This is a genomic window from Pedobacter alpinus (assembly GCF_042684645.1).
GTDB classification, from domain to species: domain Bacteria; phylum Bacteroidota; class Bacteroidia; order Sphingobacteriales; family Sphingobacteriaceae; genus Pseudopedobacter; species Pseudopedobacter alpinus.
The window spans coordinates 132183-158470 of the sequence record NZ_JBHULV010000028.1 but is presented as its reverse complement, the minus strand read 5'-3'; the positions used below and the strand labels follow the sequence as shown (position 1 = coordinate 158470).

Genomic DNA, 26288 nt, shown 5'->3' with positions numbered 1-26288 from the left:
ATTCAAATAGATATGATGCAAACAGATAAATTTTATTATGATAACAAAATCGTTAGAGATTTTGCTATTGCCACATTAGTTTGGGGAATAATTGGTATGACGGTAGGCTTGCTAATAGCCACTCAACTTTTTAGTCCGGAAATGAACTTGGGTAACCAATACACAACTTTTGGTAGAATTAGGCCTTTACACACCAACGCCGTAATTTTTGCTTTTGTGGGTAATGCCATATTTATGGGCGTTTACTACTCTTTACAACGTTTGTTAAAAGCTCGTATGTATAGTGATGTAATGAGCAAAATACATTTTTGGGGTTGGCAATTAATCATTGTTGCAGCAGTAATCACTTTGCCTTTAGGTTTAACAACATCGCATGAATATGCCGAATTAGAATGGCCAATTGATATTGCAATTACTGTTATTTGGGTAGTATTTGGTGTTAATATGTTTGGTACTATCATTAAAAGAAGAGAAAGACATTTATATGTTGCTATTTGGTTTTACATAGCCACATTTGTTACCGTAGCCGTTTTACATATTGTAAACTCTGCTCAGTTACCAATTTCTGCATTTAAAAGTTATTATATATACGCTGGTGTTCAAGATGCGTTAGTGCAATGGTGGTATGGGCACAATGCTGTAGCGTTTTTCTTAACTACGCCTTATTTAGGGATGATGTATTACTTCTTACCTAAAATGGCTAATCGTCCGGTTTATTCTTATCGTTTAAGTATTCTTCACTTTTGGGCATTAATTTTTATTTATATCTGGGCGGGGCCTCACCATTTACTATATACCTCTTTACCGGGTTGGGCACAATCTGTTGGGGTTGCGTTTTCTATCATGCTTATTGCACCAAGTTGGGGTGGTATGATAAACGGTTTATTAACCTTACGTGGCGCTTGGGACAAAGTACGTGATGATGTTACTTTAAAATTTATGGTGGTTGCTTTAACCGCTTACGGTATGGCTACTTTTGAAGGTCCGATGCTCTCGCTAAAAGGCGTAAATGCAATTGCTCACTTTACAGATTGGATAGTAGCTCACGTTCATGTTGGGGCATTAGGTTGGAATGGATTTTTAACTTTTGGTGTGATGTATTGGTTAATACCACGTATGTATAAAACCAAATTATATTCTAATAAATTAGCTTCTTTCCACTTTTGGATAGGCACTTTAGGTATTCTATTTTACGCAATTCCGCTGTATTGGGCAGGGTTTACGCAAGGTTTAATGTGGAAAGAATTTACGCCAGAGGGTTTGTTAAAATATTCTAATTTTTTAGAAACGCTAATTAGAATTTTACCAATGTACATTATGCGCTCTATTGGTGGTGCAATGTATTTAATAGGTGTTATTGTGATGGCTTATAACTTAGTTAAAACAGCCAAAGCAGGTAAACTGGTAGAAAACGAATATGCTGAAGCTTTACCATTACCAAAATTAGAAGCCGAAGAAGGTAAAAAAGAATTTTGGCACCGTAAAATTGAGCGTAAACCAATGGTAATGTTGGTGTTAAGTTTAGTTGTTATTTTGATTGGCGGATTAGTAGAAATGTTACCCACTTTCTTTATAAGCTCTAACGTACCAACAATTGCAAGCGTAAAACCTTACACTCCGTTAGAGTTACATGGCCGAGATTTATACATACGTGAAGGTTGTGTAAACTGCCATTCGCAAACAGTTCGTCCGTTCCGTTCAGAAACAGAACGTTACGGAGATTACAGTAAAGCCGGCGAGTTTGTATATGATTATCCATTTTTATGGGGAAGTAAACGTACCGGACCAGATTTGCACCGCCAAGGAGGTAAATACAGCAATGCTTGGCATTATAACCACATGACAGATCCTCGCACCATGTCGCCGGGTAGTATTATGCCAAGTTACGATTGGTTGATTGATCAAAAATTAGACATCAGTACAACAGCTGCAAAAATTAAAGCAATGCAAACTTTAGGTGTTCCTTACCCCGCTAATTATGCCGATATAGCCAACGAAGATGTGGCAAAACAAGCAAAATTTATTGCTGATGATTTAGCACAAAATAAAATTAAGGCAAGTAGCGATACAGAAATTATAGCCATTATAGCCTATTTGCAAAGATTAGGTACTGATATTAAAAATAAAAATTAAAGATATGTTTAAGCAATTTGTAAAAACACTACAAGGTGATGAAGTTTTTATGCTGATCTCCTTATTGATATTCGTACTTTTTTTTATCGGGGCAACCATTGCTTTAATAAGAATGAAAAAAAGTTATACAGAATATATGGCTGATATTCCATTAAATGACGAAAACGAAAAACAGGATTTTAACACATCAAACTTATGAGGTTTTTAAAAAATAAAATAGCGTTGGTTTTAGTAATTGTTTTAACCAGCGTTAGCGTAACCTTTGCCGCAACTACTACAGAAATTATGAACGGCATTGCTTTAGGTGCAATCATAGCTACATTATTTTTAATTCTGATTGTATGTTTGGTATTGCTTAGAGCTTTTGGAGCGATGGCAAAATTGCTGTTACCAAAAGAAGAAGCCGCAGCCGTAAACAATCCTAATTACGAATTGGTAATAAAACCAGGTGTACCAAAAATTACATTTTGGCAAAAAGTACTTTCTTTAAGGCCTTTGGCAGAAGAGAAAGAGTTACTTATTATGCATGATTATGATGATATACAAGAATTAGATAACCCAATACCAGCTTGGTTTAACTGGTTGTTTTATGGTTCTGTAGTATTTGGAATTGTTTATTTACTTAATTTCCATGTATTTAAATTAGGGAAATTACAAGATGAGGAATATGTTGTAGAAATGAAAATTGCTGCTGAAGAAAAAGAAGCGTTTTTAGCACAATCTGCTGATAGAGTTGATGAAACAACAGTTAAAATTAACACAGATATTGCTGTTTTAGAAAGCGGGAAAGCATTATTTGCACAAAATTGTGTGGCTTGCCACGGTGCAAACGGCGAAGGGACCGTTGGGCCAAACTTAACAGATGAATATTGGTTACATGGCGGATCAATTAATAACGTATTTAAAACTATAAAATATGGCGTACCAGAAAAAGGGATGATTAGTTGGGAAAAACAGCTTTCACCAAAGCAAATTTCGGATGTATCTAATTATATAGAATCTTTAAAAGGTACAAACCCGGCAAACCCTAAAGCACCGCAAGGGGAGAAGGAATAGGGCCTCATCCTAAATCCTTCTCCGGAGGAGAAGGACTTCCCTAAATTGGTTAAGAGGAGTGAGGTGATTTTAAGTAGCATAAAATCATTTTATAAAACAGATAGAAGAGTAATTAAACATTCCCGTTATCAGGTAGCTCCCTCTTCTTTGGAGAGGGTTGGGGTGAGACCAAAATTATGTCAGATCAAGAAATTAAATATCACCACCAAACTGTAGATGAAAAAGGGAAACGTAGGTGGCTTTATCCATTAATTAGGGTTGGAGATTGGTACAAGTACAGAAGTGTTGTAAGTTATGTTCTTTTGGTATTTTTATTTGGTGCGCCTTATTTAAAAATTAACGGAAACCAATTTATTTTATTCAATATCATCGAAAGAAAATTCATTTTGTTTGGGCAGGTTTTTTGGCCACAAGATTTTTTTATCATCGTTTTATTGATGTTAACTGGCTTAGTTGCTATTGTTTTATTTACAAGTGCTTTTGGTCGTATTTTTTGTGGATGGATTTGCCCTCAAACTATATTTTTAGAGATGGTTTTCCGCAAATTAGAAATTTGGATAGAAGGTGAACCTGCTGCCCGTAAAAAGTTAGATAATAGCCCTTGGAATCAAGATAAAATCATAAAAAAAACCACCAAGCATTTTCTTTATATTTTAATTTCCTTCTTTATTGCCAATACATTTTTAGCTTACATTATTGGTACAGATGAGCTTTGGAAAATCATGACTGAACCCATTCAGCAGCATTTAACTGGTTTTGTAAGCATCTGGGTTTTTACGGCTGCTTTTTATTGGGTATTTGCTCATTTTAGAGAGTTGGTATGTATAGTTGCTTGCCCTTACGGAAGGTTGCAAGGCGTTTTATTAGATAAAAACTCATTAATTGTTGCGTATCATTATTTACGTGGCGAACCAAGAGGTAGAATTAAAAAAAGCGAAGTTAACCCTGAGCCTTTAGGCGACTGTGTAGATTGTAATTTATGCGTGGCTGTTTGTCCTACTGGGATAGATATTAGAGAGGGAACACAACTAGAGTGTGTTAATTGTACCGCTTGTATTGATGCATGCAACCAGGTGATGGATAAAATTAATCGTCCAAGAAATTTAATTGGTTATTATTCTGAAGAAATGATAAAGAATAATGAACAGCCTAAATTTACGCTTAGGATGAAAGCTTACAGCATTGTCATCGTATTAATGATGGCAATTTCAACCTATTTTATTTTAAGCAGAAAAGATATTGATGTTACCATTTTAAGAGCTTCTGGCACTTTATATCAAGAACAACCAAATGGTTATGTGAGTAATTTATACACGGCAGAACTGGTTAACAAAACATCAAAAGCTATAAAAGTTGATTTTGAATCGGAAGATAAAGATGCCAAAATTAAATGGATACAAGCCGTAGATAAAATTGAAAAAGAAGAGACTGTAAAAGTTACATTTTTTGTAATGTTACCGCAAAAAAGCATTGTTAAAACCAAAACTAATATTAAGCTTTTGGTGAAAATAGATGGTGAAATAATAGACCATATAGAAACAAATTTTTTAGGTCCTGTAAATTAATATAATATGAATTGGGGAAAAGGTTTAGTAATTTTTTTAGCAGCATTTATGATTTTTATTTCCGTTTTGGTGGTAAAAATGTTTAGCAGTGCCGAGGATAATTTTGATAAAGATTATTACGAAAAAGGTTTAGCTTATGATAAAGAATATGATTTAAAACAAAATGTAATTAATGATAAAGTTGAGCCCACTGTATCGCAAAATGATGATTATGTAAGCATCCGTTTTAATGCAGTTGATAGTGGTGTTGTAGCATTTAAACGCCCATCAAGCCAATTAAAAGATCAAGTTTTCACTTTTAAAGATAGTGTGGTACAAATACCTAAAACTAATTTTGAAAAAGGCGAATGGAAAATGGTTATGAATTGGAGCGCCAACCAAAAGAATTACTTGTTTTATACCAATTTATTTATGCCATGAGCCATATCCAACTCGCATTTGTGATTGGATTATTAGGCAGCTTTCACTGTGTTGGCATGTGTGGGCCTCTAGCTTTTGCTTTTCCGCAACAAGCAGAAAGTACATGGCTAGTTGTATTAAAAAAAATATCTTATAACGTTGGGCGAGCAATTTCTTACGCTTTTTTAGGCTTATTAATTGGTTTATTAGGCAAACAATTATGGCTTGCTGGTGCACAACAAGCCATAAGTATTTTAAGCGGGGTTTTAATTGTTTTAGCGGTTTTGCCCCAAATTATTAAGTATAGTAAAAAAGAAAATTACCAACCAAACCTATTTAATAGGTTTATTAATAAAGTAATTGCAAATGCCATTAACCGTAAAGCTGGTCATTTTTATTTAGGCTTGTTAAATGGTTTTTTGCCATGTGGTTTTGTTTATTTAGGCCTGGCAACCGCAATAAATACCAATAGTGCTTATCAATCGGCTTTGTTTATGTTTGTTTTTGGTTTAGGTACTACTCCTTTAATGTTGCTGGCAATGTTGGGTGTAAACTTTAGTAAACCTGTATTTAGGCAAAAAATCAATTTATTTTTACCCTACCTTACGCTGTGTTTGGGTTTGTGGTTTATAGTTAGAGGCTTAAATTTAGATATCCCTTATCTAAGTCCTAAAATATCTTCTGAAACGGTTATTTGTCATTGATAGTTTTTTGTTGAAAACTAGCGTCTGTTTAAATTTGTATTGTAAAAATGTTTATAGATTATTTTTGAGGGAAAGGAGACAAATTTTGTAGAGATAGCCGGAAGCTGTCTTGAAAACTGCTTTAGCACTCTAGAGTTCCTTTTAAAAAAAAAATGTATCGAAAAATTTAACGAAGTTGTAGCCAAAAATAAGTATAAGCAAATTATTAGATAAATTTTAAACAAGCTCTTATATCTTAGAAAAATATATTTGCAAAAAAAAATGCACATGTAATGTTCTTATTTGTATCATGGCGAGGAAGTAAGCCATCTGTTGGTTTAGAAGATGCATTTGTGTTAGAGATTATTAAATAAGAGATGTAAATCATTGTTAATTTAATTTGGGCGTTTATACACGCTTTCCATTATATCTTTTTATTGCCTTCCTTCAACTTCGCTCAGGATGATAATAAAAAGGATGCCATTTCAATCGTTAACGCAAAACGCAGGGTTCTCAGAAAAGAGAAACCCTGCTTGGACTGAATCCAAAAATAACACAAATAAAATAGCACCCCTTCATCAAGAGTGCTGCTTTCTAAACAAAATTAACCAATCCCTAATTGGTAATCGTAAAATTATCTGTTGCGGTAATGGTTTGTCCGTTAACAGTAACGCTAATTTTCATAGCAGAGGGAGTAATATTTGAAGGAACTGCTACCGTAATTCTATTGCTTGTTGCTGTTAAAACAGTAGTGCTTATAGTTCCAAATTTCACGGTATTGTTATAAATGAAAGAAGGTATGCTGGTATTGAAGAAAAAAAATTGACCATAATTAATCAAAAACCACTGTTTTATTGTTATAAACAAACACCCTATCTTCAAAAACCAATTGCATTGCTTTTGCCAAGGCAGCTGTTTCATTCTCTCTGCCAGCTCTCACTAAATCTTTTAAGCCAAAACTGTGGTTAACAGGTGTTATTTTTTGAGTAATAATTGGGCCTTCATCTAAATCGTTAGTTACAAAATGAGCCGTTGCACCAATAATTTTTACGCCACGTTCAAATGCTTGTTTATAGGGGTTAGCACCTATAAAAGCGGGTAAAAAGGAGTGGTGTATATTAATAATTTGCAGTGGGAAACTGCTAACAAAACTTGGCGAAAGAATGCGCATAAATTTTGCTAAAATTAAATAGTCAGGTTTGTAGGGTTTTACAATGGCTTTCAATTCTTCTTCAAAAACCTCTTTGGTTTTTTCATGATGGTTTATAAAATGAAAAGGAATTTGAAACCTTTGCGATATGTTTTCCAAATCGGGATGATTGCCTATAATGCAACTTACATTTGCGCCCAAAGTTTTAAAATGGTTACGTGTTAAAATATCGCTTAAACAGTGGTATTCTTTGGTTACTAAAACTACGATGTTTTTTTCGGGCTGTGGGTTTACATGTACTACGGCATTTTGTGGTAAAACACGCAATAATTCTTCTTCAATTTCTTCAGGATTCAGGATGCTGTTTACCACTAATCTTGCAAAAAATTGATTTGCTATTACATCAACATGCTCTCGCATAGATACAATATTATATCCTCCTTTTGCTAAAACAGATGAAATGATAGATACTAAACCAACCTCATCTGTACACTGTATTACAATTACCAAAGCTTATTATTTTATGATGTTACTGAGGGCTAATATATTGTTTATTTCAGAAATGAGGGAGATTGTTTTTGATAATTTGTGTTTAGGGGTAAGGTCGATATAACGCTTTGGATAAACGGTTGTAACGACATCCATTTTATTTGTCCTCCTGAGGCCTAATATATTTCATATAAATCAATATAGAATGACGATAAAACTCATGATTTGGCAACAACACAAGGGGGGAGTCACCCTGAGCGGAGTCGAAGGGGAGCGAAGGGACTTATGCTTCGACTCCGCTCAGCAGGACAAAACGGCTCTGCTTTTAGCAACCTAATTAATAGGTGATTATAAATAACGTCAATGGTAGCGGAGTCGAAGGACGGCAATTATAAAGATATAGTGTAATCCACCTGCCAGCGGATAATATGCCCAAAAAATCTAATTTATAAAAAAAGGTTGCCTTAAATGAATAAGACAACCTCTTCTTTTATAACTATTTTTAAAACTACTTAACTGTAGCCATGTGTTGTAATAAATCGATGATTTTGTTAGAATATCCCCACTCGTTATCGTACCAAGCAACAACCTTTACAAAGTTATCGTTCAATGCAATACCAGCATCAGCATCAAAGATAGAAGTACGAGCGTCTCCTAAGAAATCTGTAGAAACAACAGCATCTTCAGTATAACCTAAAATACCTTTTAACTCACCTTCAGAAGCATCTTTCATTGCTTTTTTGATTTGCTCATAAGTAGCTGGTTTTTCTAAACGTACGGTTAAATCAACAACAGAAACATCTGGAGTTGGTACACGGAAAGCCATACCAGTTAATTTTCCTTTAATTGCGGGAATCACTAATCCTACCGCTTTTGCAGCACCAGTAGAAGAAGGAATAATGTTTTGTGCAGCACCACGTCCACCTCTCCAGTCTTTTGCAGACGGACCATCAACTGTTTTTTGAGTAGCAGTTGTTGCGTGTACAGTAGTCATTAAGCCTTCAATAATACCAAAGTTATCCATTAAAACTTTAGTTATTGGAGCTAAACAGTTAGTAGTACAAGATGCGTTAGAAACGATATTTTGATCTGCAGTTAATGTTTTGTGGTTTACACCCATTACAAAAGTAGGGGTATCATCCTTTGCAGGCGCACTCATTACTACTTTTTTAGCACCAGCATCAATGTGTTTTTGAGCTGTTTCTTGGGTTAAAAATAAACCTGTTGATTCTATAATATATTCTGCACCAATCTCATCCCATTTTAAGTTAGCTGGGTCTCTTTCTGCAGTTACGCGGATAGTTTTTCCGTTTACTACTAAGTTACCGTCTTTCACTTCTACAGTACCATCAAAAATACCATGTGTAGAATCGTATTTTAACATGTAAGCCATATAATCTGGTTCAACCAAATCATTTATTCCAACAACTTCAATATCTTTTCTTGTTACGGCAGCTCTAAAAGCTAATCTTCCGATACGGCCAAAGCCGTTGATTCCAATTTTCATTTTGTTAATTTTTATTTGCGTAATAATTTAATAAATTATAAATAGGTTCTTTTATAACCGAACTAATGTTAATATTTTTTTCTTCTGCAACTTCTCTCAAATAATCTTGAAAAAACGCAGCAATTGTACCTACAAAGTAGATAGGGTGTTTACCACCATAGCTTTGATGAAGCGGGATAAGATAAGTATCCATAAATAATCCAAAGCCTTCTTTAATTAATCCTTTAATATAAGGCGAAGTTCTGTTTTCATTATAAAAACTTGTAAAAGAGGTTAAGAATATGTTTGGATGTGGCAACTTATAGAGCTTATCCATGATGGTGCGCCTATCATAGTCATATTTTTTTTCAAAAGCTGCCTTTATATCGGCTGGCATGGTGTCGCTTAGGTATGCTTTTAAAATGGCTTTACCCATCCAAGTAGCAGATCCTTCATCACTAATGGCGTACCCTAAACCATAACTATTTTCTATTATTTTTTTTCCATCAAAAAAGCTAGCGTTAGAACCACTTCCTATAATACAAACAACGCCGGGTTTATCATCAGAAGACGCTTTTGCGGCTGCATCCATATCATGGGAAACATATACTTTACTGTACCTAAAAAACTTTGATAAAGCATTATGAATGATTAGATTTCTTTCTTTAGAAGACGCACCAGCACCAAAAAAATATATTTTTTTGATGGCTTCTGCATTGTTAATGAGCTTAGTGTTTTTGTTTAACAGTTGGATAATCCATTTTTCATCGTTAAAGAAAGGATTGATACCATTGGTACGCACCTCAATAACCTCTTTCTTTTCGGTTAAACGCCAATTAGAATATCTTGAACCACTGTAAACTACTGCTATCATTAAAAATTATGCTAATATAGTTGACATTTCCATTAAATCGTCTTCTAACTTAAATTCATGCCCATTTAATGCTTCAACAATATCGGTTAAAACAATTTCATTCCCTCTTAAACCAACTGTTTTACGATGCTCTCCTGCTATTAATGCCTTAACAGCGGCAAAACCCATTCGGCTTCCTAAAATCCTATCAAAACTGCTAGGCGAACCACCTCTTTGCAAATGGCCCAATATGGTTACTTTGGTATCGTAAAAATTAAAAACCTCTTTCACTCTTTTAGCAACATTAAAGGCACCACCATTTTTATCTCCTTCGGCAACAATTACAATTCCCGATGTTTTGTTTTTTGCAGCTCCTGCGGCCAAAGTAGCAATTAAATCTTTAATGCTAGTGTCTTTTTCTGGTAACATGATGGCCTCTGCGCCACCAGCTATACCTGCTCTTAAAGCAATACAGCCAGCATCACGCCCCATTACTTCTACAAAAAATAACCGAGCATGGGATTCTGCTGTATCTCTAATTTTATCAATAGCTTCAATTACTGTATTTGTTGCTGTATCAAACCCTAAAGTATAATCAGAACCGTATAAATCGTTATCAATGGTGCCTGGCACACCAATTACCGGAATATCAAATTTTGAAGAAAAACGCTCAAGACCAGTAAAAGTACCATCGCCACCAATGCCAACTAAAGCATCAATTTTATTCTTTTTAAGGTTATCATAAGCCTTTTGCATCCCCTCGGGGGTTTTAAATTCTAGGCAACGAGCTGTTTTTAATATTGTTCCGCCTAATTGTAGGATATTGCTAACAGAATGGTTATCCATATCAACGATGTTGTTCTCAATCATTCCTTGATATCCTTGCCTTATCCCTGCTACTTTTAATCCATAATAAATGCCGGTTCTTACAACTGCTCTAATACAGGGGTTCATTCCTGGTGCATCTCCTCCTGAAGTAAAAACTGCTATTTTATTTATTTTTGACATGTATTTGTATTGTTCGAAAGTTTGGAGTTACTAATATAAGGTGTATTTTTTACACTAAGCAAATTTTTGTCGATTATTTTTTTCAACTTTGTGTTAAATTACAATTAAATTATAGCTTTATATCTTGGAAAATTTACCGCTAAATTTCGAATCTATTTTCACCGTAGATTGTATCATTTTTGGATTTGACGAAGGAGAACTGAAAATTTTATTGATTGAAAGAAATGAAGAACCATTTAAAGGTTGGTTTGCTTTACCAGGATATTTTGTAGAAAACACAGAAGCGATTGAGACTGCAGCTAAACGAATTCTTTACGAATCTACAGGTTTAAAAGACATTTATATGGAGCAATTTTACACCTTCGGGGCTTTAGGAAGACACCCTCAAGGGAGGGTAATTACTGTTGCATATTACGCTCTAATTAGGTTGAATGGGCAAAAAGATTTGCATCCAATTACAAATTTTGCAAAACAAGCAGTATGGGTAAACGTAAAAGATATTCCAGAACTAGCATTTGACCACAGCAGAATTTTTAGGAAAGGTTTTGAAAAAATAAGAAATAAAATAAGCTACCAGCCTATTGCTTTTGAGCTGTTGCCAGAAAAATTTACCTTAACACAATTACAAAATGTGTATGAAGTTATTTTAAACAAAAAACTAGATAAAAGGAATTTTAGAAAGAAGATGTTGTCTTATGATATCTTAAGAGAACTAGATGAAAAGCAAAAAGGGGTTTCATATAGAGCTGCCAAACTTTATAAATTTGACAAGCGTAAATACGCTAAGAATTTCCATAAAGAACTTTCTTTTACTAAATAGTTCTTTATGTAAACTATTTTAAAGAAAGACTGATTATTTTAATCGGTCTTTTTTTTTGGAGTTTCATTTATAGAAATGGATGTGTTTTTTTAGAAAGGGTTTTAGCTTAGTTCCGATTTTTAAGGTTTGAAATTTCCCATTTTTAATTATAGCAGAAACATTAATCACCTTAAAATTCGCCTTTGGCTGGTGCGGAATAGTTGAAGAAATATGGGCACTTCCATTTATAGCATCAGGCATAGGCGAGAGTTTTTTGGATACTTTTTTGCGGAAAAAAAGTATCTGCCACTGCCCGGCATGAGGGCAGGAAAGGCTGTGCGGTTGCCTTTTTAAGGATGAAATTAATAATCAAACAAAGGGCTATAAATTCAACATCATTATTTCTTAACAGTATTCTCCATTCCTTCAACACCAGCGTAAAAAACCATAATTTCTACGGGGTCATCTCCTTTGTTTTCTCCATAGTGGAAAGTGTTTACTAACTCTATTAAACTATCACCAGTTTTTAGCTCTAATTTATTTTCTTTATCGTCAACTACAGTTAATGTACCTTTTAGTACAACACCAGCATTAATAACCAAATGTTTATGTAATGCAAGTACGGTATGCGGCGGAATGATGTATTTTAAGACGGTTATTTTTGGTTGCCCGGTTGGGTAGGATGGTAGCTTTTCTCCGTTCCAGCTTTGGGTGCTTTCTGCAATTTTAGTAACCGTTATTAATTGCTTATTTTCTTGCGTAAATGCTGGTAGCATAAAGCTTAGCAAAAATAAAGTGTTTAAAATTTTTTTCATTTGTTTTAAGGTTTAAAGTTTTAATTCAAAAATGGCTGTAATTTTTGGTACAAAAAAAAGGGCAGTAAAATTAATTTTACTGCCCTTTAAATATTTAAAAGCTAATTATTTACCTTCTACTTTTTTCTTAGCAGCTTTTAAAGCATCACCTTCTAACTTATCTTTAAGTTGAGATAATACATCTAAATCTCCTAAAGTAGATTTCTCTACAGAATCTTTAACTTTTTTAACTGATGCGTTTGCAGCGGTAGCTTCTTTTTTCTTAGTAGCTCTTTCTTCTGCAACTTCCTCAGCTTTAGCTTCTTCCCATATACGAGCATGAGATACAACGATACGTTTTGAATCTTTGTTGAATTCGATAATTTTAAATTCAGCAGCTTCTTCTGCTTTTAAAGTTGTACCGTCTTGTTTAGCTAAGTGTTTAGATGGAACAAATCCTTCAACACCGTAAGGTAAAGCAATTATAGCACCTTTATCTGTTACTTTAGTAACTGTACCTTCGTGGATAGAATCCAATGTGAAGATAGTTTCAAAAGTTTCCCAAGGGTTTTCTTCTAATTGTTTATGACCTAAACTTAATTTGCGGTTTTCAACGTCTAATTCTAAAACAACTGTATCTAATTCTTCACCAACTTTAGTGAACTCGTTAGGGTGGTTTACTTTTTTAGACCAAGAAAGATCAGAAATGTGGATTAAACCATCAATTCCTTCTTCAATCTCAACAAAAACACCAAAGTTAGTCATGTTTTTAACTGCAGCTTTGTGCTTGCTTCCGATTGGGTATCTTTCAGCAGCTTTCTCCCATGGATCTGGAGTTAATTGCTTAATACCTAATGACATTTTGCGTTCGTCTCTGTCTAAAGTTAAAACTATAGCTTCAACTTCGTCGCCAGTTTTCATAAACTCTTGTGGGTTACGCAAGTTTTGAGACCAAGACATTTCAGAAACGTGGATTAATCCTTCTACTCCTGGGATAATTTCTAAGAAAGCACCATAATCAGCAACAGTAACAATTTTACCTTTTACTTTAGTTCCGATAGCTAATTCAGTATCTAAAGATTCCCAAGGATGAGCAGAAAGTTGTTTTAAACCTAAAGCAATACGTTTTTTCTCATCATCAAAGTCAAGAACAACAACATTTACTTTTTCATCTAAAGACAATACTTCTCTTGGATGCTCAATACGTCCCCAAGAAATATCAGTAATGTGTAATAAACCATCAACACCACCTAAATCAATGAATACACCAAAATCCGTAATGTTTTTAACAGTTCCTTCTAATACTTGTCCTTTTTCTAATTTAGAAACGATTTCAACTTTTTGTGATTCTAAATCGTCTTCAATTAAAACTTTGTGAGATACTACAACATTTTTAAATTCGTGGTTGATTTTAACAACTTTGAATTCCATTGTTTTACCAACGTAAACATCGTAATCTCTAATTGGCTTAATGTCTATTTGAGATCCTGGAAGGAAAGCTTCAACACCAATAATATCTACAATTAATCCACCTTTAGTACGGCTTTTTACAAAACCATTAATGATTGTATCATTTTCTAAAGCTTCATTAATCATTTCCCATGAACGTTGAGTTTTTGCTCTTTTACGAGATAAAACTAATTGTCCATTTTCATCTTCTCTTTGTTCTACGAAAACATCAACGGTATCACCTTTTTTCAAATCAGGCATATCGCGGAATTCGTTTACTGCTACTAAACCGTCAGATTTGAATCCGATATTTAATACCACATCTTTACTGTTGATAGTTACAACAACACCAGAGATGATTTCTCCTTTGGTAACAGAATTGAAAGTACCTGAGTACATTTCTTCCATTTTTTCACGGTCAGCTTTGCTGTAGTTACCAAACATTTTTTCGTCAGCATCCCAATCAAAATCATTAGGATCAGCGATTTTTGATGATGATTTAATGTCATCAATAGATAATGAATCAGCTTCTGACTCATATACCTCTTTTACTTTTTTTTCAGTGTCTTGAAGTTCAGCTTGTTTAGCTTCTAACTCCTTCTCTGCTACTTGTTTTTTTGCCATTAATTAGTTTATCTCCTTTTTTCCCGCTTTGGGGACTGCAAAGGTATGAATATATATTTTGAATTAAAAGTATTTTTTTTGGCTATTATTATTGATAGTGAATTAGTTGAGTGTTTAACAAATTAGTGCTGTCAAGAAGTGTGAAAATATCTTCTTACAAGCACTAATTATATTTTAAAAATATTTCACTCGCCAAGGTATTATTGTTTAATCAATTTTTGTTGCTGAGTTTTCCCATCTGCAGTTATCTCTAAAATGTAAATTCCAGCATTTAACGAGTATAGCTTTTGGTTTATTTCCGTACTAATTGTTTCTAAACTTCCTGAGCTTGTTAACCAAACCCTACCATCTGTTCCCATTATTTTAAAGTTTAGGTTAAAGGTGGTAGTGCTATTCCATATAATGTTGAGTTGATCTTCAACTGGATTTGGATAAACTGTAAACAATGTTGGATTTTTACCACTGATTATATTTAGTGCTTTAGGCGAAGAATAACTCGCATTTCCATCAAAATCAACTTGTTTTAGGCGGTAATAGTTAATGCCTTTAAAAGGCAAATAATCTGTAAACTGATAATTTTGTAGGTCTTTAGAAGTCCCTGCACCTTTCAATTTTCCTAACACTACAAAGTTTTTTCCGTCCGAAGATCGCTGAATCTCAAAATGGCTGTTTTTCGTCTCAGAAAGTGTGCTCCATTTTAACTCAACTTTATTTCCTAAGCCTTTGGCATCAAATAAGTTGAGAATAATTGGCAAGGTTGCATCATAAATAGGTGTAAAGCGGGCGTAAACAGGCAAATGATCTGATGTATTGGTAGAATAAGAAGAAATGTAATTTCGAGCATCTTCTACCATGGTGCTATTAGAAACATAAGTGCTTTTTAATTCGTTCGAAGTGATAATATGATCGATAAAACTTGGATTACTGCCACCAACAAAAGTGCCTGCACCCACAACCTGACTAATTTCTTTTGTTAATGTTAGGTAATTTGTTTCATCAGCCACAAAAGAATTATAACTTGATGTAGGATTGGTACTAATTGAACCTACTACTTTATCATTAAAATCTCCTAAAATTATAAGTTTATCATTAGGATAAGTTGTATTCAAATAGTTGTTTAGATAATTTACGTCATACACTCGTCTATTATAATCTGCGGTAGCAGAACCTGATTTTGCGTGTAGCACTATCACTTTGTAACGGTTGGTAACGCCCTCAATAGTAACATCAAAAGTTGCCATAAATGGTAACCTACCCGATGACCAAAAAGAACTTGCATCTCCGCCCGGATAGTTTGTAATGTTGTTAGGTTGATTTGCTCTGGCATTATCAAACTCGGTTACAAACAAAGCTTCACTACTAATTAAAGTAGTGGTTGCAGGATTGTATAAAAATCCAACTTTTTGTGCTGGAAAATTAGAAGACGGAGTGTTAAAAGAGTATGACCATCGGTCGCTTAACAATCCACTATAACCTGTATTTGTTTTTAACGTGTTAAATGCATCATCATCAGATACTTCTTGCACTGCCAAAATATCCATATTTAATTTTTGAATAACTGTACTTACGTTGGTTATTTGAAGCGCATCATTTGTAGGACCAAATTCGATATTACTTGCGTCCCTTACATCAGTTCCAAAAAATTCAAGATTATAACTTGCTATATCTATGGTTTCTGATCTTAAAACCGAACTGCCAGATAAGCCAACAGTATTATTGATTAATCCGGTTGCCGTAAATGTTAAAACCCCCGAAGTTTTCAACTTGCGAGTTGTTGGTGCAAACCTTAAATGAACAGTTTTTCCGGCAAGTGCATCTGTTTGATTAATGGTTATCGACGAAAGGAATAAAATGTTATCTCCAGAAACCTGAAAATCAGCTGGAGCAGTTACACTCACATCGCCATAACCAGCACTCTTAAACATGAAACTTTTACTTGCCGAAAAAGCTAAAGCCATTGTTTCCTCAAATTCAAAAGACATTGCGGGAATGTTAGCATATTGTGTCAGATTTTCTATTTTAAAATCATCTATTTTCCATTCGGAAGTGTTATTTGAACCGCCAGAAGTGGTTTTGTAAACAAAAGCAACGTAGGTTGACGCAGATTTATAATCGCTAAGATCAATGTTGGATGATAATTTCCAAATTCCAGTGGCAGTAGGGAAATCTCCATTTATTTCTGTCCACTCAGATTCGTTAATCACTCCGCTACCGTTGTAAGTGGTAGAAACCATCAGTTTAATATCCGGACCTGTAAAAAATTCGCGACTGTAAAACTGCAAAACAGGAAAATTGGCAAAGCTGTTTAAGTTTAAGGCAGGCGAAATTAACCAGTCGTTACTTGGCGTATTGGTGTCAGAAAAACCATTCATCGTTGCCGATCCAGGTGCCGAGTTAGGATTTTGGGAGCTGTAAATCCAGCTATTTGCCGGTCCAGATACGTTCACCTGAGTCCAGCCCGAACTTGTTAAAAAATCTGCTTCATTAAAATCTTGTTGAAAAGGATTAATTACGTAAGCATTTAGAGTTAATGTTTTGTCTGTAGCTCCGGTGCTGGTAAGTGTAATTGTTCCAGATTTTTTGCCGAGAACTGCGTTTGATAAATGGCGAACGAAAACAGTTTTATTAGCACCGCCACCCAAATCTGCCATGGCAATGTTTAAGCTTGCAGTGCCAAACGTTGAATTATCTAGAGAGATTTCAAAATTTTGGTCAATATTTACGCTTATATCATTAGTAAGGTTGTTTGCGGTAACAATAAAGCTTTCTGTTGCGGATGTAGAATTGGTAATTTGGGGTTTAAGATTAACAATAGCAGGAGTTACATTAATAACCGGACCATTTGTAGGTATCAAATCTACACTTCCCTTCAGCTGTACGTTATCTATACTAAAAGTACCGCCTGTTCCTTCAGCATTGAAACCGTAAAACCTAAAAGTTATTGCACCGTTTACAGCGGCATGGCTGGATGATAAGGTAATTTTACTTCCTTCTTCTGCACTGCTTGTTCCATCACTAACCTCAAAAATATTTGTGGCTACTACAGAAAGATCCGAATTTATGGGAGCTATGCTGGCTGGTAAATTGGATGCATAGTTATCTATGCTTGACCTAACCGCATACTGCCTAATTCCCGATGCGGATCGTTGTAAAGTAAATGCTAAATCAGCCACAGTTAAACTATACCCAGCAGCAGGTGTAACGGTTACTTGATAATAAGAGCTAGCCGATAATGCGCCAGTGAAAATATTAGAGCCGTTTGTTGCACCTGTTGGCCAGCCTGTAAAAGAAAACCTTGAACCTGCATTAGGATTTGCCGATGCCCCAGTAGAGGTAAATGAACCGAAAGTGACATTAGTGCCGGTAGGAACTGTTGTTGGGTCGGTAAGACCAGAAGAGGATGTTACACTTCCAAAATTGTAAGTCGCTGTAAAACTTTGCGAGAAGCCTAATTTAAACAGGATACAGAGAATAGAAACTAGTAATAATTTTTTCATATAACTCAAATAAATTTTTGTGAGCAAGATATCTACTGAACAAAAATTTAACGTTAACAAGGTGTAATATTTGCCTTACAAAATGATTAAATAGTTTTGAGATTTGACTGCGCAATGGGAGCTGTAAAATACGAGTGGGATAGCCCCATATATTATAAAAACCTATATCCGGCTTGTGAGAATTTAACCAAATTTTTATCTAGAAAACTTTATTATTGTCAATTTCGGGTTACCAACATCATCCCACTAAATCAAATTTAATTTACAGTCGGCAACCAAATGCTAGTTCAGTTTTTACTAGGCACAATTTGTGTATATTTTGATTTAATGGAGGATTTTGTGAAATCTATCTATTGAAATGGAATAAAATAAGCTTAAAAAGAAGTTTTATTCGTAAAGTTTTAAACTAATTTAAAGCATCTGATAAAATTGTCGCCAATGACAAGGTGATTGAGTTAACACTAATATCCGTTAATAATTTTAAACAAAAACTCTTATTGAGTAAGTAAACAAACAGAAATGACTAAAAATATCTGCTATATCATCGTTTTATCACTCTTATTTATTACCTCGTGTAAAACAATATTTAAAATTTCTCCTTATCAATCCTACGTTGAGTCATTAAAAAGTACGGGTTTAAATACCACCAACATGGGCCAAAAGTGGACGAAGGTTGGCGACAGTGTTTTAAGCAACCCCAATAATGGCTTGAGCTTTCCTTTTAAAGAAGAGATCTTTTTCAGAGAAGAAGCTCCTGCTGCTATTGCCTACCAAATCTCCTATCAGAAAAGCAAGAAAATCAAGATTAGCATTTCTACCTCTAATAAAAACGGCGTTTTTTTAGATTTTTTTGAAGGGATAGAAAATAGAAAAAACATTACAAGTAAGCACTTAAAAGACACTATTTTAGTTTATGAAAGTGATAAAGACCAAGTTTTATTGTTACGCTTACAACCACAACTATTAATTAACGAACATGTTATAGTAGAGATTTTGGAGCAGCCGAAATTGGGGTTTCCGGTTAAGAACGGCAAAAACAACGATATTAAAAGTTTTTGGGGGATGGATAGAGATGGAGGAGAAAGAAAACATGAAGGAGTAGATATTTTTAATAAAAGAGGAACTCCAATTATAGCCGTAGAAGACGGTGTTGTTAGCAGAGTGCAAATTACAAATTTAGGCGGTAAAGTGGTTTGGCAACGTTTAGGGTTTGCTGGTCCATCTATATATTATGCTCATTTAGATAGCCAAACTGTTAGTGAAGGACAAAAGGTGAAAAAAGGGGAAGTTTTAGGTTTGATGGGAAATACCGGCAATGCTAGGACTACATCACCCCACTTACATTTTGGTATTTACACCTCTAGCGGAGCAATTGATCCTTTAAATTATATTTTTAAAAAGGATAGCGTCCCCGGAAAGCTAAAAGCTGACAGTAAATATTTAGGTAAAGAGATAATGCTTACAGAAAACGACCAAGTATTACCAGTAAAAATTTTGGCAATTTCTACAAGCAGTGTAACTTATCAGGATATAGAAGGCAATGTAAGTAGAAACGAAGTGCTTAATATTTATAACAAAAAAATTAAGCGGCCAGCCAACCCAAGCTCAGCTTATTTATTAGAGAAACCAGCAGCAGACGGTGTAGCCATAGGTAAATTTGATCCTACAGAATATTATGCTGTTTTAGGTTTTAAAAACAGTTTTGTTTACTTAGAGCAGAATAATGTTAGGGGATGGGTTGCTGCAAAGTAAATTGTTATTTTATAATTAAATGATTCCTTTTTTAATACGCTTTTCAGTTGTCCGTCTTTGGAGAGGGTAGAGAGAAGTTAATAGGGTTAGTTGTATCTTCTTATTCATAATTTAATACACTTTACTATTATCCTTCTTTGGCGAGGCTAGGGAGAGGTTTTTTATTCTTTGGGCAACAGCCGGGCTGTACGGTACTTCGCTATCGCTACGGTGCTACGCACAAATTTTTGCAAAATTTCACCTACCATCCCTGTTGCAAATCGTCATAACGCAATACTCTTAAGTTGAAAATTTGCTTTGTGTTAATAATTATGATATACTGGTAGGGGAGTGTGGTTCAGATTAGTAAAGTGGATAACAAAAATCTGATTCCGTTTAAGTTTTTACATGTCCAGCAGAACATGTCGAAAAGCATCCTAACATAATCTTGTATAAATTACTTTTTTATGCGAAAACTGATAATAAATCGTTGCTAAAATTTTAAATATTTTTATTCATTTTTTTTTGATAAAAAAACAGATGGCTATGTATTAGAACACGTGTAAATAAATTAAAAATAACAAAAGTTTTTTCTTGTTATTTCACGTTGAATTTTGGCAAAAAAAAGCCTGTTCAAAATTAATTCTGAACAGGCTTTTAAGTTCTTGTTTAAGTTTACTTCACAAATTTCAAACTTGTAACCTTTCCATCTGCAATTAAATTGATAAAATAAATTCCGTTATTTACAGATTGAGAGAAATTAGCAGCGTTGAATCCTTTGGTTAAAGAAATAGATTGTGAATCTAATTTTCTACCTGTCATATCAAATAAGGATAATGTACCAATAGTTTGATTTGGAGAGTTAATATTAATAGAAACTGAAGAACTTGATGCAAAAGCAGAAAGTTTAACTTCTTCAATTTTAGCTGTTGCCGAAACAATTTCTGAAACAGCAGTTTTACCATCAAAATCTGTTTGTTTTAATTTGTAATAATTAGCACCAGCGTAAGGGTTTTCATCAACAAAAGAATAAGTTTTTTCTGAATCTGAGTTGCCAGCACCGTTTAAAGTAGCAATAGAAGTAAATGACTTACCATCATAAGATTTTAAAACCTCAAAAGATTTATTGTTTTTTTCTGATGCTGTAGCCCAGTTTATTAAGATAGTTTCATCAACTGCTTTTGCTGTGAAAGATGTTAGAGAGATTGGGAGAGTTGTAATACCATTCAAAACTACATCATCAATTCTCCATGTTCCTGCTCCACCTTCTGCATTATAACCATAAATTCTAAAGGTTAGTGGGGTAGTTCTGGCAGAAAATGCAGCAGTTGCTGGTAAGCTAATTGTTTGACCAGTTCTTTCAAGATCATTATCTGGAACTGTGAATACTGTACCAATGGTTGTCGAATAAGAATCATTACTTGATCTTAATTCCCAGTTCGCAACTCCAGTTAGTGACCTTCTCTCTGATAAAGATAAAGAAGAAAGATTTAATGTAACGTTTGCATTTGGAGTGATTGTGAATTCGTAATAAGCAGTTGCTGACAGACCTGCTGTTGGCCAACTAGATGAATTAAACTTATTAGCTGTTTTACTAGGCGAGATAGAAGAACCTCTAGACATGCTTGATACTACAGCATTAGAAGGCTGAGCATTTGGTGCAAAAGTGGTTTCATCTCCGAGAGCTCCTGTGAATGAAAATGTTACAATTTGACTAAACCCAACAAAAGGAATAAATAATAATAAAGAAAGTAAAATTTTTTTCATGTGATATGTTTTTGTTTTTAAAACTTAAACCTACTGATTTAATGATAATTAATCAAAAATTAATTGTTATTTATGGAATAATTACAATTTTGTTACCCATACATATTAAGATTTAATATTCACATAATATTACCTTAATCTATCCGCACTTTTTACCAATTTCTCATCTCGCATAATTCCTTTTGCGGCTAATATCAAAAATAAAATAGCTACAGACGTTAACCCAGCACCAATACTGTAATCGCTAATTTCTAATTCTTTACCAGCAGCAGCTTTAATAGTTTGCGCTAACCAAAAACTAAATCCAATTACTAAAAAAACATTGCCATAAACCAACATGGTTTGTTGTTTTCTGTTTTTAAATAAAAATATGAGTACAATAGGTATTAAACCTAAAACAGCTGTTACAATAGTTAATAAAGTAAAAGGTTCTGTTTGTGCAACTTGGTTATTTATAATTTCATAAACACCCGTCACCATTATTTTTTTTGCGCCAAAGGCAGATAATATATTTACAATTGGGAAAAGAAATAAAGCATATATTGCTAATGAAGAAAGGAAAAGATAAATAGTTTGAACTCTTTGTATCATTTTTTTTGTTTTTAAATTACGTTTTCTTTAAAAATTAGTTACAAAGTTAAAACAACATTCTTAATAATTCTTTGTTAAATTATTAATGAATAAATTTGTGCAGTGCAAAAATCTCGTCGGTATTTTATTGAATTAGCATATAAAGGTACAGCTTACCACGGGTGGCAATTGCAACCTAATGCAATTGCAGTGCAAGAGGTGTTAAATAAATCGTTAAATATATTTTTCAGGAAAGAGATTGAAACTTTGGGCTGCGGACGTACAGATTCTGGCGTACATGCCAGTCAGTTTTATGCTCATTTTGATGTTGAGCAGGATTTTAGCGAAACAGATAAAGAGAAGTTTATTCGTTCCATCAATTCTTTACTGCCATCTGATATTTCAGTTTCGCAATTAATTAAAGTAAATAACGATGCTCATGCAAGGTTTGATGCTACATTAAGAGCTTATCAGTATCATTTACATTTTAAAAAAGACCCTTTTAAAACAGATACTAGCTGGAGAATTAAGGATAAACTTAATTTAATAGCAATGGAAGAAGCAGCCAATATTATTAAAGAATACCAAGATTTTGGCGCTTTTTGTAAATCAAACGCTGATAATTTTACAAATATTTGCCATATCCAAAAATCGGAATGGGAAATTGTGCCCAATGGTTTAATTTACCATATTACAGCAAATCGTTTTTTAAGAAATATGGTAAGGGCAATTGTAGGTACTTTGGTTGATGTTGGAAAAGGAAAAATTGAAGCACAAGATTTACATCAAATTATTCAAAGCCAAAACAGATCAGCAGCAGGAGCATCTGTGCCAGCCTGTGGCTTATTTTTAACCCAAGTTAAATACCCTTACATAAATAATAATGTCTAATAATATTGCCGGTAAAACTTACGATTGGGGTTTACTAAAAAGGGTTTTTGTTTACGCTAAGCCTTATAAGTCTGTTTTTTTTTGGTCGGTATTTTTAACGCTTTCTTTAGCTGCACTTGCACCTGCAAGACCATATTTGGTACAACTTACATTAGATAAATATGTGTTTTTTAGCGATAGCAGCGGCTTATTAAATATGACTTTGTTAATGATTGCAATTTTGCTTTTGCAAACTTTAGTGCAGTATTATCAAACACTTTTAACAAATTCTTTAGGGCAATCTGTAATTAAAGATTTACGTGTTGATATTTTTAATCATATCATAAAACTACGTTTAAAATATTTCGATAAAACACCAATAGGTCAGTTAATTACCCGTACTGTGTCTGATTTGGAATCTATTGCAGATATTTTTAGTCAGGGTTTAATTTCTATAATTGGCGATAGTTTACAAGTAATTACCATTATTGCGGTAATGCTTTATGCAGATTGGCGACTAACGTTAGTGGTTTTAATACCAATGCCGTTTTTAATGATAGCAACGTATGTATTTAAAGAAGCTATCAAATCTGCATTTCAAGATGTGAGAACGCAAATAGCTTTATTAAATAATTTTTTACAAGAGCATATTAGTGGCGTAAGCATTATTCAATACTTTGCAAGAGAAGAACAGGAATACAATAAGTTTTATAACATAAATGCAGAACACAGAGACGCCCATATTCGTTCAAATTGGTATTATTCAATATTCTTTCCGGTTGTTGAATTAATTTCGGCACTATCTATTGGGCTTTTGGTTTGGTATGGTTCTAAAAGTATGTTAAGTAATCAAGTTTCTCCGGGTGTTGTGGTTTCTTTTATTATGTACATAAATATGCTTTTTAGGCCAATTAGAGAACTTGCCGACAAGTTTAATACCTTACAAATGGGAATGGTTGGCGCTGATAGAATTTTTAAAGTTTTAGATACTGATGAGAAAACTGTAAATAACGGAACTACAGTTTTGCCAGCAATGAAAGGTGAAATTGAGTTTAAAAATGTATGGTTTTCTTATAAACAAACTGATGAAATGCCAAGCGAAAGTGAGTGGATTTTGAAAAATATTTCTTTTAGCTTAAAAGAAGGAGAAACTTTAGCGTTGGTTGGCGCAACTGGAGCAGGTAAATCATCTACCATAAATATTTTGAATCGCTTTTATGAAATTAGTAAGGGCGCTGTTAGTATTGATGGAGTTAACATTAATAATTTTGAACTCAGTTATTTAAGAGCGCAAATTGCAACCGTTTTACAAGATGTTTTTCTTTTTTCTGATACGATACAAAATAATATCAGTTTAAAAAACCCAGAAATTACTTTAGAACAGATAATTGAAGCTGCAAAAGACGTTGGTGCACATGATTTTATCATGCGTTTACCGGGCGGTTACCAATATAATGTACAAGAACGCGGCGCTACACTTTCTGTTGGGCAAGCGCAGTTGGTTTCTTTTATTAGAGCTTTAGTACACCAACCAAAAATATTAGTTTTAGACGAAGCCACATCATCTGTTGATACCGAAACAGAACATTTAATACAAATAGCTATTGAGAAGTTAATGCTGGGAAGAACTTCAATTGTAATAGCTCACCGTTTATCAACCATTCAAAACGCTGATAAAATTATTGTTTTAGAAAAGGGAGAGATTATGGAAATTGGAACTCACCAAGAGTTGCTTCAATTAAACGGGTATTACAAACGATTATATGATTTGCAATTTGGTTCTACTGGGATTAAAAAAGATTAGTTTTTAGTTTTTAGTTAGTTAGTTAGTTAGTTAGTTAGTTAGTTAGTTAGTTAGTTAGTTAGTTTTTAGTGATTTGTTTTGAGTAAGAAGTTTTTTACCGCTGGTGTGATGCCTACACTTGTTGGTAGCACAAGCTTGAGTTTATAAACCCGGTTGAAGCGATATCCTTTTTTTGCCCTCGCCTAAATTGCAAATAGCAAAAAAAGATTTAGCGGAAGACGGGACTGCCTTAAATGATTTGCACCACAGCACCTTTTCATCTTTCAAAAAATAGCTTCTTTTTATAATTTTTGATAAAAGCGTAATAAATGCGTAAAAATGTGGCGTTAACTAAATAAAATAGCTATTTTTTTGAGTAATTTTTTGACATTCTTGTTGATTCTGTTAGCTTTGCCATACATAAAATTTAACCATGAGTGTACTTGTAAATAAAGATTCAAAAGTTATTGTTCAAGGTTTCACCGGAAATGAGGGTACTTACCATGCTACCCAAATGATCGAGTACGGAACCAATGTTGTAGGTGGTGTAACGCCAGGAAAAGGTGGTCAAACCCATTTAGACAAACCAGTTTTTAACACTGTATTAGATGCAGTTACTAAAACCGGAGCAGATGTTTCCATTATTTTTGTACCTCCCGCTTTTGCAGCAGATGCTATTATGGAAGCAGCAGAAGCTGGTATTAAAGTTATTGTTTGTATTACCGAAGGTATTCCAACAAAAGACATGATACAGGTTAAAGAATATATTTCTGGTAGAGATTGCCGTTTAATTGGTCCTAACTGCCCAGGTATTATTACTGCAGATGAAGCTAAAATTGGTATTATGCCAGGTTTTATTTTCAAAAAGGGTAATGTTGGTATTGTTTCTAAATCAGGAACTTTAACTTACGAAGCTGTTGACCAAGTTGTGAAAGCTGGTTTAGGTATTACTACTGCAATTGGTATTGGTGGCGATCCAATTATTGGCACACCAACTAAAGAAGCTGTGGAATTGTTAATGAATGACCCAGAAACTCACGGTATTGTAATGATTGGTGAGATTGGTGGTAGCATGGAAGCAGAAGCTGCTATGTGGATTAAAGAAAATGGCACTAAGCCAGTAGTTGGTTTTATTGCTGGACAAACTGCGCCTGCGGGACGTAAAATGGGTCATGCTGGTGCTATTGTTGGTGGCGCAGATGATACTGCTGCTGCTAAAATGAAAATCATGAGAGAATGCGGAATTACTGTTGTAGAATCTCCTGCCGAAATTGGAGCTGCAATGGCAAAACTGCTGAAAAAATAGTTTTATTTCTTTTTAGAGATTTTAAAAAGGCTGGGATTTATTCCAGCCTTTTTTCGTTTATACAGAAATATATATTTAATTAAAGTGCCCTTTCCTGTGCTACTTTCAATTTCTAAACAGCCGTTTATTGATGAGAGCCAATTCTTCCTGTTTGTTATTTGAATTTCTGTCAACTTTCTTAAATTTTTGTTGAGTCTTATTTTAAAGAAAAGTATTTTTTATAAAAATTTAGGTAAAAAAAAGCTGCCTTAATTTCTTAAGACAGCTCCATTGTAT

21 protein-coding genes are annotated in these 26288 nt (G+C 34.0%); 11 read left to right on the top strand and 10 right to left on the bottom strand.

The window, feature by feature from the left end:
- The first annotated feature begins 15 nt into the window (after window positions 1–15).
- The 6 genes from ccoN (at window position 16) to ACFSSE_RS09555 (ending at window position 5857) form a co-directional block, all read left to right on the top strand.
- Window positions 16–2133, top strand: coding sequence for a cytochrome-c oxidase, cbb3-type subunit I (ccoN, locus tag ACFSSE_RS09580; RefSeq protein WP_379043926.1), 2118 nt, complete (start codon window positions 16–18; stop codon window positions 2131–2133).
- Between the two features lie 4 nt (window positions 2134–2137).
- Entirely contained in the window at window positions 2138–2332 is a 195-nt protein-coding gene (locus tag ACFSSE_RS09575) for a hypothetical protein (protein ID WP_379043727.1), read from the top strand.
- A complete protein-coding gene (locus ACFSSE_RS09570) occupies window positions 2329–3189 on the top strand; it encodes a cbb3-type cytochrome c oxidase N-terminal domain-containing protein (RefSeq protein ID WP_379043724.1) in 861 nt (286 codons plus the stop codon). Before ACFSSE_RS09575 ends, ACFSSE_RS09570 begins: the two co-directional genes overlap by 4 nt.
- A 176-nt stretch (window positions 3190–3365) precedes the next feature.
- Window positions 3366–4754: a cytochrome c oxidase accessory protein CcoG gene (gene ccoG, locus ACFSSE_RS09565; protein WP_379043721.1), complete on the top strand. Its 1389-nt coding sequence runs from the start codon at window positions 3366–3368 to the stop codon at window positions 4752–4754.
- 6 nt (window positions 4755–4760) lie between these two features.
- Window positions 4761–5174: a FixH family protein gene (locus ACFSSE_RS09560; RefSeq protein ID WP_379043718.1), complete on the top strand. Its 414-nt coding sequence runs from the start codon at window positions 4761–4763 to the stop codon at window positions 5172–5174.
- On the top strand, window positions 5102–5857 hold the full coding sequence (locus tag ACFSSE_RS09555; protein ID WP_379043715.1) for a sulfite exporter TauE/SafE family protein: 756 nt from the start codon (window positions 5102–5104) through the stop codon (window positions 5855–5857). The genes ACFSSE_RS09560 and ACFSSE_RS09555 overlap by 73 nt, the downstream gene beginning before the upstream one ends.
- 594 nt (window positions 5858–6451) lie before the next feature.
- Here the strand turns inward: ACFSSE_RS09555 and ACFSSE_RS09550 are convergent.
- The 5 genes from ACFSSE_RS09550 to pfkA all read right to left on the bottom strand — a co-directional run bounded on the left by ACFSSE_RS09550 (window position 6452) and on the right by pfkA (window position 10822).
- Window positions 6452–6610 (bottom strand): IPT/TIG domain-containing protein, encoded by a 159-nt coding sequence (locus tag ACFSSE_RS09550; RefSeq protein WP_379043712.1) that lies wholly within the window; start codon window positions 6608–6610, stop codon window positions 6452–6454.
- Window positions 6611–6668: 58 nt separating this feature from the next.
- Window positions 6669–7496, bottom strand: coding sequence for a formyltetrahydrofolate deformylase (gene purU, locus ACFSSE_RS09545; protein ID WP_379043708.1), 828 nt, complete (start codon window positions 7494–7496; stop codon window positions 6669–6671).
- A gap of 487 nt (window positions 7497–7983) precedes the next feature.
- Window positions 7984–8982 (bottom strand): type I glyceraldehyde-3-phosphate dehydrogenase, encoded by a 999-nt coding sequence (gap, locus tag ACFSSE_RS09540; protein ID WP_379043705.1) that lies wholly within the window; start codon window positions 8980–8982, stop codon window positions 7984–7986.
- 4 nt (window positions 8983–8986) lie between these two features.
- Complete coding sequence (locus ACFSSE_RS09535; protein WP_379043702.1) at window positions 8987–9835, bottom strand: hypothetical protein; 849 nt, start codon at window positions 9833–9835, stop codon at window positions 8987–8989.
- A gap of 6 nt (window positions 9836–9841) precedes the next feature.
- Window positions 9842–10822 carry a 6-phosphofructokinase gene (gene pfkA / locus ACFSSE_RS09530; RefSeq protein WP_379043699.1) on the bottom strand — a complete coding sequence of 327 codons (981 nt, stop codon included), beginning with the start codon at window positions 10820–10822 and terminating at the stop codon, window positions 9842–9844.
- Between the two features lie 124 nt (window positions 10823–10946).
- Here pfkA and ACFSSE_RS09525 point away from each other — a divergent pair, with 124 nt between their 5' ends.
- The gene (locus ACFSSE_RS09525; protein WP_379043696.1) at window positions 10947–11642 is read left to right on the top strand and encodes an NUDIX hydrolase; all 696 of its coding nucleotides are present in this window, start codon (window positions 10947–10949) and stop codon (window positions 11640–11642) included.
- 377 nt (window positions 11643–12019) lie between these two features.
- On the opposite strand, the gene ACFSSE_RS09520 is transcribed toward ACFSSE_RS09525, so the two are convergent.
- The 3 genes from ACFSSE_RS09520 to ACFSSE_RS09510 all read right to left on the bottom strand — a co-directional run bounded on the left by ACFSSE_RS09520 (window position 12020) and on the right by ACFSSE_RS09510 (window position 17985).
- Entirely contained in the window at window positions 12020–12436 is a 417-nt protein-coding gene (locus ACFSSE_RS09520) for a cupin domain-containing protein (protein ID WP_379043693.1), read from the bottom strand.
- Between the two features lie 105 nt (window positions 12437–12541).
- A complete protein-coding gene (gene rpsA, locus ACFSSE_RS09515) occupies window positions 12542–14488 on the bottom strand; it encodes a 30S ribosomal protein S1 (protein ID WP_379043690.1) in 1947 nt (648 codons plus the stop codon).
- Between the two features lie 200 nt (window positions 14489–14688).
- Complete coding sequence (locus ACFSSE_RS09510) at window positions 14689–17985, bottom strand: T9SS type A sorting domain-containing protein (protein WP_379043687.1); 3297 nt, start codon at window positions 17983–17985, stop codon at window positions 14689–14691.
- A 519-nt stretch (window positions 17986–18504) separates the two neighbouring features.
- On the opposite strand from ACFSSE_RS09510, the gene ACFSSE_RS09505 reads away from it, so the two are divergent.
- A complete protein-coding gene (locus ACFSSE_RS09505; protein ID WP_379043684.1) occupies window positions 18505–19737 on the top strand; it encodes a M23 family metallopeptidase in 1233 nt (410 codons plus the stop codon).
- A gap of 654 nt (window positions 19738–20391) precedes the next feature.
- Here ACFSSE_RS09505 and ACFSSE_RS09500 read toward each other — a convergent pair.
- Complete coding sequence (locus ACFSSE_RS09500; RefSeq protein ID WP_379043681.1) at window positions 20392–21483, bottom strand: T9SS type A sorting domain-containing protein; 1092 nt, start codon at window positions 21481–21483, stop codon at window positions 20392–20394.
- A 129-nt stretch (window positions 21484–21612) separates the two neighbouring features.
- On the bottom strand, window positions 21613–22074 hold the full coding sequence (locus tag ACFSSE_RS09495; protein ID WP_379043678.1) for a DUF4293 domain-containing protein: 462 nt from the start codon (window positions 22072–22074) through the stop codon (window positions 21613–21615).
- Window positions 22075–22176: 102 nt separating this feature from the next.
- Between ACFSSE_RS09495 and truA the strand changes: the two genes are divergently transcribed.
- The 3 genes from truA (at window position 22177) to sucD (ending at window position 26012) form a co-directional block, all read left to right on the top strand.
- Window positions 22177–22944, top strand: coding sequence for a tRNA pseudouridine(38-40) synthase TruA (gene truA / locus ACFSSE_RS09490; RefSeq protein WP_379043675.1), 768 nt, complete (start codon window positions 22177–22179; stop codon window positions 22942–22944).
- A complete protein-coding gene (locus ACFSSE_RS09485; protein ID WP_379043672.1) occupies window positions 22937–24727 on the top strand; it encodes an ABC transporter ATP-binding protein in 1791 nt (596 codons plus the stop codon). Before truA ends, ACFSSE_RS09485 begins: the two co-directional genes overlap by 8 nt.
- 412 nt (window positions 24728–25139) lie before the next feature.
- Entirely contained in the window at window positions 25140–26012 is an 873-nt protein-coding gene (gene sucD, locus ACFSSE_RS09480) for a succinate--CoA ligase subunit alpha (RefSeq protein WP_379043669.1), read from the top strand.
- The last annotated feature ends 276 nt before the right edge of the window (window positions 26013–26288 follow it).